The organism is Mycobacterium pinniadriaticum (assembly GCF_026242045.1).
GTDB lineage: Bacteria > Actinomycetota > Actinomycetes > Mycobacteriales > Mycobacteriaceae > Mycobacterium > Mycobacterium pinniadriaticum.
Window position 1 is genome coordinate 1 of record NZ_JAPJDO010000075.1, and the last position, 9,193, is coordinate 9,193.

A 9,193-nucleotide genomic window follows, 5' to 3' on the forward strand; every position below is an offset into this window, starting at 1 on the left:
CGTCGAGGTCTTTCGGATGGCTGGCGTAGGAACCTCCATCCTCGGAAGACCTCGACCCCTATCCCGGCAACGACGCGCCGACCACCGCTACACCCTCATCTGCGAAGAGCCCCTTTACGTCTGCTCGGCCTCAGCGGCGCGGCTTCCAGACCACCAGGGCCGTGCTCTTCGGCACGACCGCGAGATCACGACGCTGGTTGGCCCGCAACGACTCCAGTTCTTCTATCATCTCTTCCAGCCGCGACTGCAGCGCCTCGACCTGATTGGTCAGCTCGATGATGCGCTTGATCCCGGCCAGGTTGACGCCCTCGTCCTGGGACAGCCGCTGCACCTCGCGCAGCAGCTCGACATCGCGTTCCGAATACCGGCGTCCGCCACCGGAACTGCGCCGCGGACTGACCAGGCCGAGCCGGTCGTAGGTGCGCAGTGTCTGCGCATGCATACCGGCCAGCTCGGCGGCCACCGAAATCAGGAAGGTCCGTGCGTCGTCTGAGGCGGCCATCAGCGGTTGCCCGCCCATCCCGCCCGGGGGTCGAAACCACTGGCCCGCTCGGCGGCCGCGTAGGCCTCCAACGCCTCCAGCGCCTGGCCCTCGAGGCTGGGCGGCACCGCGACCTTGACGGTGACCAACAGGTCGCCGTGGCCGCCGTCGCGCTTGGGCACACCGCGCCCGCGCACCCGAAGGATCCGGCCGTCCGCGGTGCCCTTGGGCACCCGCACACCGACCTTGCCCTCCAGAGTCGGCACGGACAGCGTTGTCCCCAAGGCGAGTTCGGTGAAACTCACCGGAACGGTCACGGTCAGGTCGTCGCCGTCACGGCCGAAGACCTTGTCGGGGCGCACATGCACGGTGACATACAGGTCACCCGACGGCGCACCGCGCAGGCCCGCCTCACCCTGGCCGGCCAGCCGAATGCGCTGACCGTCCTCGACGCCGGGCGGGATCCGGACGTTGATCGTGCGCGTGCGGGTCGTCACCCCGGTGCCGTGGCACTCGTCGCACGGGTGCTCGATGATCGAGCCGCTTCCCCGGCAATCCGTGCACGGCTCGGAGAACCCGAACGCACCCTGGTTGCGGTTGATCACCCCGGACCCGTTGCACGTCGGGCACACCTTCGGGCTGGTGCCCGGGCGTGCGCCGCTGCCATGGCAATTCGTGCACGGCGCGGGGCTGGTCAGCCGCAACGGCATCGCGACGCCCTTGGTGGCCTCCAGGAAATCGAGATCGGTCTCGGTCTCCAGGTCCTTGCCGCGCCGTGGCCGACTCGGCCGCGGCGGGGCGCCGCGCCCGAACAGGCCACCGAACAGGTCGCCGATGTTCGTGCCGCCGGTCTGGCCAGCGGTGTCGAACAGGTCGTTGAGGTTGAACTCGCCGCCGTCAGCGCCGTAACCGCTGAATCCGCCGAACCCGCCGCCACCGTTGCCGCGGCGGCCGAAGCCGCCGCCGGCGAACATCCGCCGGGTCTCGTCGTACTCCTTGCGCTTGGCCGGGTCGGTCAGCACATCCCTGGCCTCACCGACCTCCTTGTAGCGTTCGTCGGCCGCGGCGTTGTCCGGGTTGCGGTCGGGGTGATTCTCGGCCAGCAGCTTGCGGGCCACCCGTTTGATCTCGTCCTCGCTGGCGTCGGAGGAGACGCCGAGCACTTTGTAGAAGTCCTTTTCAACCCATTCGCGTTGAACCATGCCGCGTCACCTCCTCTCACCGTGTGTCATGTCGTCAGTTCGATTCTGCGTTCTGTGCGCCGCTCTGCTCGCCGTTGACCGGCGTGTCGGCCGAAGCCGGTTCGGTGACGGGCCCGGCAGAGTCTTCTGGGACGGTGTCGACCACCCCGACGAGTGCGTGCCGCAGCACCACGTCGCCGAGCATGTAGCCCTGCCGCATCACATTGCCGAGCACCGGCTTGGAGCCCTCACCCTCGTGCTGCACGGCCTCGTGCAGGGACGGGTCGAACTCGTCGCCTTCGACGCCGAAGGCCCTCAGGCCCAGCCCGGTCAGCGTGGCCGTCAGCTTGTCGGCGACCGACTTCAGCGGGCTGGTCTCCAAGTCACCGTGGCTGCGGGCCCGATCGAGATCGTCGAGCACGGGCAGTAGCTGGGTGACGACGGCGGCCTTCGCCCGTTCGCCGGCGACCTGCTGATCGCGCAGCGCGCGCTTGCGATAGTTGGCGAAGTCGGCCTGCACACGCTGCAGGTCGCCGAGCAGTTCGGCTGCCTTGTCGGCCTCCTCCGGGGTTTCGCCCGCGAAGCCCCCCGACGCCGGCCCACCAGGGGCCGGCCCGGAGGCCTCGCGAACTTCTCCGGTCTGGGGGTCGACTCGGCGCTTGTCGGTGACAGTTACCGGTTCGTCCTCGCGACCTTCACTCACTTGTTCTCCTGATCATCCTCGACGACCTCGGCGTCCACGACGTCGTCGGCGGACGGTCCGCCCGACTCGCCGGCCGCCTGGTCGGCCTGCGTGGCCTCGTAGATGGCCTGGCCCAGAGCTTGGCTCTCCTGGCCGAGCTTCTCCATGGCGGACTTGATCGCACCGATATCGGTACCGGCGAGCGCCGACTTGGCTTCGGCGATCGCAGAGTCGACCTTGGCGAGGCTGTCCTCGGGGACCTTCGATCCGCCTTCGGCGCCGCGCTGTTCGGAGACGAACTTCTCCGTCTGGTAGACCAGCGACTCGGCCTGGTTGCGGACGTCGGCCTCTTCGCGACGCTGACGATCCTCCTCGGCGTGCGCCTCGGCGTCCTTGATCATCCGGTCGATCTCCTCCTTGGACAGGCCGGAGCCTTCCTGGATCTTGATCGTGTTCTCCTTACCGGTGCCCTTGTCCTTGGCGGTGACGTGCACGATGCCGTTGGCGTCGATGTCGAAGGTCACCTCGATCTGGGGCACGCCGCGCGGAGCCGGCGGGATACCGGTCAGCTCGAAGCTGCCGAGCAGCTTGTTGTGCGCCGCGATCTCGCGCTCACCCTGGAACACCTGGATCTGCACCGACGGCTGGTTGTCGTCGGCGGTGGTGAAGGTCTCCGACCGCTTGGTCGGGATGGTGGTGTTGCGCTCGATCAGCTTGGTCATCACGCCGCCCTTGGTCTCGATACCGAGGGACAGCGGGGTGACGTCAAGCAGCAGAACGTCTTTCACCTCGCCCTTGAGGACACCCGCCTGCAGCGCGGCACCAACCGCAACCACCTCGTCGGGGTTGACGCCCTTGTTGGGTTCCTTGCCGCCGGTGAGTTCCTTGACCAGATCGGTCACCGCGGGCATACGGGTGGAACCACCCACCAGCACCACGTGGTCGATATCGGACACCGAGATGCCGGCGTCCTTGATGACCTGCTGGAACGGCTGACGCGTGCGGTCGAGCAGATCCTGGGTGATCTTCTGGAACTCCGAGCGGGTCAGCTGCTCGTCGAGGAACAGCGGGTTCTTGTCGGCGTCCACGGTGATGTAGGGCAGGTTGATCGAGGTGCTGCCACTGGAGCTCAGCTCGATCTTGGCCTTCTCGGCGGCTTCCCGAAGCCGCTGCATGGCCATCTTGTCCTTGGTCAGGTCGATGCCGCTGGTGCCCTTGAACTTGTCCACCAGCCAGTCGACGATCCGGTCGTCCCAGTCGTCGCCGCCGAGGTGGTTGTCGCCGGAGGTCGCGCGGACCTCGACCACACCGTCACCGATCTCCAGCAGCGAGACGTCGAACGTGCCGCCGCCGAGGTCGAAGACCAGGATGGTCTGTTCCTTGCTTCCCTTGTCCAGGCCGTAGGCCAGGGCCGCGGCGGTCGGTTCGTTGACGATGCGCAGCACGTTCAGGCCGGCGATCTGACCGGCCTCCTTGGTGGCCTGGCGCTGGGCGTCGTTGAAGTAGGCGGGCACGGTGATGACCGCGTCGGTGATGTCCTCACCGAGGTAGCTTTCGGCGTCCCGCTTCAGCTTCATCAGCACGCGGGCGCTGATCTCCTGCGCGGTGTAGTCCTTGCCGTCGATCTCGACGGACCAGTCGGTGCCCATGTGTCGCTTAACGGACCGGATGGTCCGGTCCACGTTGGTCACTGCCTGGTTCTTGGCGGGCTGGCCGACCAGCACTTCGCCGTTACGTGCAAAGGCGACCACGGACGGCGTGGTGCGGGACCCTTCGGAGTTGGCGACGACAACGGGGTCGCCACCCTCCAGTACCGCCACGACGGAGTTGGTGGTCCCGAGGTCGATGCCGACCGCACGAGCCATGATGAATCCTCCTGATAGTTACGTCTTTGGGTCTGAGCGAACCAGGCTCAAGCCTGCCCCCGCCGGTAGGCGGTTGTCAAGCGAGAGTTGAGTCTGATTCACTCAAGTTGTTGAGACGGTCAACGAGGGCGCTCCGCGATTTGTTCCCGGCATTGCTCGCTGTAGGAATCCGCATAAGTTGTCGGATTGTCATTTGGCTGTCGGGCGCGTGTCGGAAAGTCATCAACGTGTCGGCGTCAGGCACAGTCAGGTTGTGACATCCGCCAAGGGTGCAGCAGCCGAAGTCAGCTACATCGCCGACGACGGTGAACCGGTCACGGTGGACTTCAACCGCGTCGATGCCGGCCGGGTGGCGCGCGGTCGGCCAGTCCGCATTCCGGTGTCGCGGGCGGGGCAGCGGAACTACTCGGGCCTGTACTGGTCTTCAACGACTCAGGCGCATCTGGTCTACGAGAGTCTGCTGGAACGCGACCGGCTTCTGCTTGCCGATTTCTGCCCGGCCGTCGCATGGATGGCCGCTCAGCCCTTCTGGATGCGCGGGTACGACGGATCAACGTTCCGCCGTCACGTGCCCGACCTATTGCTGGAGCATCGGAACGGCGCCTTCACCGTGGTCGACGTGAAGCCCGAACGAATGCTCAAGAAGCCCAAGGTGATCGACGTCCTGAAGTGGACCGACCGGGTGTGCCGGGAGCGTGGTTGGCAGTACGAGGTGTGGTCGGGCACCAACGCCACGGAGCTAAGCAACGTGCGCTTTCTGAGCCTGGCGAAGCGATCCCGATTCGTCGACCGTGCCGCATCCGAGCGAGTGTCTGCGGTCGCGGCGGACGGCATGACCATCGATCAGATCCTTATGGCGTCGCAGGACGGAGCCGACGTCACGCGTTCGGCGGCGATGACTGCGTTGTTGGAGCAGATTTGGCTGTCACGATGGGCCACGGACTTGCGCATCCCGCTGTCTGGAACGTCGGCGATCACGACCGGTAGTGCGGCCGCATGAGTTCCGGACGGTTCGATCTGGCGGTCGGAACCGATCTGTGGTTCGAGGGTGCGCTGTGGCGTGTCCATCGCATCGATCGCCGCGGGGTTGAGCTCGTCTCAGATCGGACCGCGACGCGAGTTCCCTTCGATCGTCTGCTTGCCGAAGGACGACCGGTGAACGAGGCGGAGCCTCGGGACGCCGACGAGGAGCTCGTGCCGGTCATCCTCGGGTCGCTCACCAGTCAGCAACGCGATGCGTTGGAGGTACGGGCTGGCCATATCCGTGACGTCATCGCAGTCGTCTCCGTCGGAGGGAAGTCTGCCGGCGACGCGTACCGCGAGAAGGCCGCGGAACTTGGGGTTTCCGATCGCACCGTCGAACGCTGGGTTGCCGGCTATCGGACGTCGGGTCTGGCTGGGATTGGCGATAGCCGACTGCTGCAGAAACGCCGCTCCACCGTCGACCCCCGATGGGACGCGATGTGCGTCCGCGTCCTCGACGAACTGGTCGGAGCCTCGACACCGACGAGGAACGTCGTGATCGACACCGTCAATCGCAGGGTGGGCACGGAGTACGGACCGGGCGAGGTGTGCATCCCATCGCCGTCAACGGCACGGCGGCGCTTGGACGCCCTGTCGAAGGGGCGGTCCGCATTCGGCAGCGCTAAGAACCGCCGATCCGTTGCCAACCTCCCATCAGGGGTTTACGGCCGCCTGCGTGCGACCCGACCCGGCGAGTTCGCGATGCTGGACACGACTCCGCTGGACGTGTTCGCGATGGAGCCGGTAACACTGCGGTGGGTGCCGGTGGAGTTGACCATCGCCATGGACGTCTTCACACGCTGCATCCTCGGCGCGCAGCTCACCCCGTTGTCGACCAAGGCGCGCGACGTGGCGAACGTTCTCTACCAGGCGGTCACACCGCCCCGGACTCCGACGACCGCCGACGCGACGGCGTGGCCTTTTCACGGTGTTCCTCGAAACGTGGTCATGGAGTCCGAGTCGTCTGCGGGGGACGCACTTGACGGTGACGGCACCGTCATGGGCTGTCTACCAGAGACCATCGTGGTGGATCACGGCAAGCAGTACCTGTCGGAACACGTGATCGGCGCGTGTGCTCGATTGGGAATTTCAGTGCAGCCGGCGATCGCCCGCAAGCCACGGACAAGCCGATGGTCGAGCGGTTCTTTCGCACGTTGCGGGAGTCTTTGCTGCAACACCTGCCGGCCTACAAGGGGCCCGACGTGTATTCCCGCGGCGCGGACGTTGAGGGCAAATCGTTCTACTACGTCGCCGAACTCGAACAGATCATCCGCGAGTGGATCGGCTCGGTCTATCACCACACCAAGCACGACGGTCTGTGCATCCCAAGCCTGCCGCGAGAACGCTTCTCGCCGGTCGAGATGTACGAGATCGGACTAGCACGCAGCGGGTCGTTGACCCTGCCGGCGCGAGCCGAGCTCGTCTATGAATTCCTCGACGTCGAGTGGAGGACCATCCAGAACTATGGCGTCGAGGCGAATGGGCAGCGCTACGACGGCGAAGCGCTCAACGGGTTTCGGCTCCAAAAGTCGCCCTACCAAGGCGCACACGCCGGGTTGTGGCCGATCTCGATCGACTCCGACGACGTCCGCTTCGCCTACTTCCGCAACCCTGACACCGATGAGTGGTCGCGTCTGGAGTGGGAGCACGCTCACGCTCTGACGTCGCCGTTCAGTCAGGAAGCTGCCGACTACGCCAAGCGCATCAGTGTCCGCACCAATCGGCACGTGAATCCGTCGAGCGCGGTGCACGATCTGCTCGGTAGTTGGGGCCGCGACGAAGTTCTCAGTCGACGAGACAAAGCGCTCGCTCGACGCTTGTCCAGTCAGCGGGTGGTCGACCTTGCAGGCAAGGCAGCAGAGCCGCTCTCGCAAGAGGAGTGTCGCGAGGAGGCGTCGCTGCCGGCGGTCATCGATCTGGTCGCGCGGATGCCGAAAGCAACAGCTTTGGGCGACGTCGTGGACGACCTCGATGTGTTCGATCGCTATTACGACGAGCATCCCGACGAGGATGCGTTCGAGGTCTTTCACGAATGACGAACCGGTGGGCCCGATGGTTGGCGACGAACGGTAGCGCCCGCTATCAGCTGTCCCGAAAACAGGGCTGGGATGCCTTCGCCTGCGCAGGCCCGCGCGACGACTTCGAAGTGTTGAGTCGCCGCGACATGGATGCCCTGCCCGACGATCATCGGGAGGACTACGACGAGGCGCGGATGGTGTGGAACGCCAACCTTCCGACGGTGAAGACCGCACAGCTCAAGACGGCGTACGGAATCATCGATCAGGTCATGGCGTCGAATCGGCGCGACGGCGACCGTTTGCGTGGCTCGGTCGTGATCGATGCCGAGCCTGGCCTCGGCAAGACGACCATCGCGACACGCTACGCGCGGGACTTTCACCAGAAGGTGTATCGACGCGAAGGACCGACCACATCCGACGGCCATCAGCACCTACCTGTGGCGTTCGTTCCGCTCAGTGCTGGGATCACCTTGAAGGGTCTCAATCAGCAGATTCTGCGGTTCTACGGTCATCCCGCCGTGGATCGGGCGTCCACGTCCCGGCTCGGTGCGTTGGCGGTGGACTGCGTGACCAGTTGCGACACCAGGTTGATCGTCATCGACGATCTCCACTTCATCGACTTCCGGCATCGCCACGGCGCGGAGGTGTCCAACCACCTCAAGGGCCTTGCCAACGAGATGGCGGTGACGTTCGTCTACGTCGGGGTCAAGTTGCGCGAGAAGCGGTTCTTCGACGAGGGCCTCATCGGCGAGCAAGCCGCATACGCGCAAACCAGTCGACGCGCCACTCGGTGTCCGGTTGCGCCGTTCGCGATCAAGACCGACGCGGGATTCCGCAGTTGGGTCAGCTTGCTTCGCGTCATGGAAAGCCACCTCAAACTCGCCGACGCCACGCCCGGCATGCTGGTCGATCACGCCAAGGAGCTCCACCGCCGAACCCAAGGAAGAATCGCCTCGCTGACCAACCTCCTCGATCGTGTCAGCTATCTGGCGATCACCACCGGTGTCGAAACCATCACCGATGACCTGATCTCGAATACCACCATCGATAATGCCGCTCAGGTCAGCAGCCAAACCGCCTGAGCCCACAGGCCCTGGTCAGTCGCTGCGGGCGATTCCTGGCGGCTACGACATCGATCGCTGGCCAATCGCATGCGCCATCCGTGCTGGCGAAACCATCGAGTCCTGGTTGGCCCGGGCCGCCGCCCGGTACGGCATCACGCCACGGGAATTGCTCGCCGAAGCTGGCGTCACCGACCGTATTGAGCGGCCCGGCCGGTTGGCGCGGCTGGTGCGCCAACACGCTGCCCAGCTCGCCTGCAAGTTGGGCTGCCCGCAAGCCGACGTGCCTTCAGCCGCCGCGGAAATGCTGCCCAAGGGTGCGGTCGTCGAATATCTCTCCCGCTACCACGCGGTCACCCGGCCCACACCTGCGGGCAGTGCGTTCTGCTCCGAATGCCTGTCGGAGCCCGACCCGCACTGGAAGCGCGAATGGTCAAGCGTTTTCGCCATCACCTGCAGCATTCATGGGTGCTTGCTGGTCCGCACCTGCCCGCGCTGCGGCGAACAACCCTGGTCGACATCGTCGTGGCTGTCGCAGGAACCCGACACTCCGATCTATCAGTGCCCCAATCGGCCGAGGCGCCCGAGTGGTCGCATGAGGCGAACTCGGCGCTGCAACTTCGATCTGCGCTCCATCGAACCCTTCGAGATGGACGCCGACGCCATCAGCGCCCACCGACTGGCGTTCCAGCTGTGGCGGCAGTACGTGCAGGACCCGGGCAGCCCGCTACGCGTCACCGATATCGACGTCACGGCGACGATCGCCTTCGATTGAACTTCCCCCGAGACCGTGGAGGCATCAACAATAGGGATCGAGATGCCAGAGAAACGGAAGAAGTACGACCGGGAGTTCCGTGAGGGTGCTGTCCGGATCGTCGAAGA

General features: G+C 65.5%; 9 protein-coding genes and 1 pseudogene. 5 read left to right on the forward strand and 5 right to left on the reverse strand.

Features of this window, described 5'->3' with window-relative positions:
* Window positions 1-130: 130 nt before the first annotated feature.
* From ORI27_RS32295 to dnaK, 4 genes are read right to left on the reverse strand one after another with little or no spacing between them, the layout of a single operon-like run.
* Window positions 131-502, reverse strand: coding sequence for a heat shock protein transcriptional repressor HspR (locus tag ORI27_RS32295; protein ID WP_266001316.1), 372 nt, complete (start codon window positions 500-502; stop codon window positions 131-133).
* Entirely contained in the window at window positions 502-1,683 is a 1,182-nt protein-coding gene (gene dnaJ / locus ORI27_RS32300) for a molecular chaperone DnaJ (protein ID WP_266001317.1), read from the reverse strand. Before dnaJ ends, ORI27_RS32295 begins: the two co-directional genes overlap by 1 nt.
* Window positions 1,684-1,717: 34 nt before the next feature.
* Entirely contained in the window at window positions 1,718-2,365 is a 648-nt protein-coding gene (grpE, locus tag ORI27_RS32305) for a nucleotide exchange factor GrpE (RefSeq protein ID WP_266001318.1), read from the reverse strand.
* Window positions 2,362-4,209, reverse strand: a complete 1,848-nt coding sequence (gene dnaK, locus ORI27_RS32310) for a molecular chaperone DnaK (protein ID WP_266001319.1) — start codon at window positions 4,207-4,209, stop codon at window positions 2,362-2,364. The genes grpE and dnaK overlap by 4 nt, the downstream gene beginning before the upstream one ends.
* 253 nt (window positions 4,210-4,462) lie before the next feature.
* Between dnaK and ORI27_RS32315 the strand changes: the two genes are divergently transcribed.
* Entirely contained in the window at window positions 4,463-5,209 is a 747-nt protein-coding gene (locus tag ORI27_RS32315) for a TnsA-like heteromeric transposase endonuclease subunit (RefSeq protein WP_266001320.1), read from the forward strand.
* A pseudogene (locus tag ORI27_RS32320) lies at window positions 5,206-5,574 on the forward strand (hypothetical protein); the annotation flags it as partial. The gene ORI27_RS32315 and the pseudogene ORI27_RS32320, both read left to right, overlap by 4 nt.
* A gap of 320 nt (window positions 5,575-5,894) precedes the next feature.
* Here the strand turns inward: ORI27_RS32320 and ORI27_RS32325 are convergent.
* A complete protein-coding gene (locus ORI27_RS32325) occupies window positions 5,895-6,029 on the reverse strand; it encodes a hypothetical protein (protein ID WP_266001323.1) in 135 nt (44 codons plus the stop codon).
* Between the two features lie 333 nt (window positions 6,030-6,362).
* Between ORI27_RS32325 and ORI27_RS32330 the strand changes: the two genes are divergently transcribed.
* Genes ORI27_RS32330 through ORI27_RS32340 form a run of 3 tightly spaced genes read left to right on the forward strand, consistent with a single transcriptional unit; the run spans window position 6,363 to window position 9,086 of the window.
* A complete protein-coding gene (locus ORI27_RS32330) occupies window positions 6,363-7,268 on the forward strand; it encodes a hypothetical protein (protein ID WP_266001324.1) in 906 nt (301 codons plus the stop codon).
* Window positions 7,265-8,332, forward strand: coding sequence for an ATP-binding protein (locus ORI27_RS32335; RefSeq protein WP_266001321.1), 1,068 nt, complete (start codon window positions 7,265-7,267; stop codon window positions 8,330-8,332). Before ORI27_RS32330 ends, ORI27_RS32335 begins: the two co-directional genes overlap by 4 nt.
* Complete coding sequence (locus ORI27_RS32340; RefSeq protein ID WP_266001322.1) at window positions 8,301-9,086, forward strand: TniQ family protein; 786 nt, start codon at window positions 8,301-8,303, stop codon at window positions 9,084-9,086. The genes ORI27_RS32335 and ORI27_RS32340 overlap by 32 nt, the downstream gene beginning before the upstream one ends.
* The last annotated feature ends 107 nt before the right edge of the window (window positions 9,087-9,193 follow it).

Coding starts and splice junctions, on each gene's coding strand:
- ORI27_RS32295 (WP_266001316.1), bottom strand. CDS start 502: ATGGCCGCCTCAGACGACGCACGGACCTTCCTGATTTCGGTGGCCGCC.
- dnaJ (WP_266001317.1), bottom strand. CDS start 1,683: ATGGTTCAACGCGAATGGGTTGAAAAGGACTTCTACAAAGTGCTCGGC.
- dnaK (WP_266001319.1), bottom strand. CDS start 4,209: ATGGCTCGTGCGGTCGGCATCGACCTCGGGACCACCAACTCCGTCGTG.
- ORI27_RS32330 (WP_266001324.1), top strand. CDS start 6,363: ATGGTCGAGCGGTTCTTTCGCACGTTGCGGGAGTCTTTGCTGCAACAC.
- ORI27_RS32335 (WP_266001321.1), top strand. CDS start 7,265: ATGACGAACCGGTGGGCCCGATGGTTGGCGACGAACGGTAGCGCCCGC.
- ORI27_RS32340 (WP_266001322.1), top strand. CDS start 8,301: ATGCCGCTCAGGTCAGCAGCCAAACCGCCTGAGCCCACAGGCCCTGGT.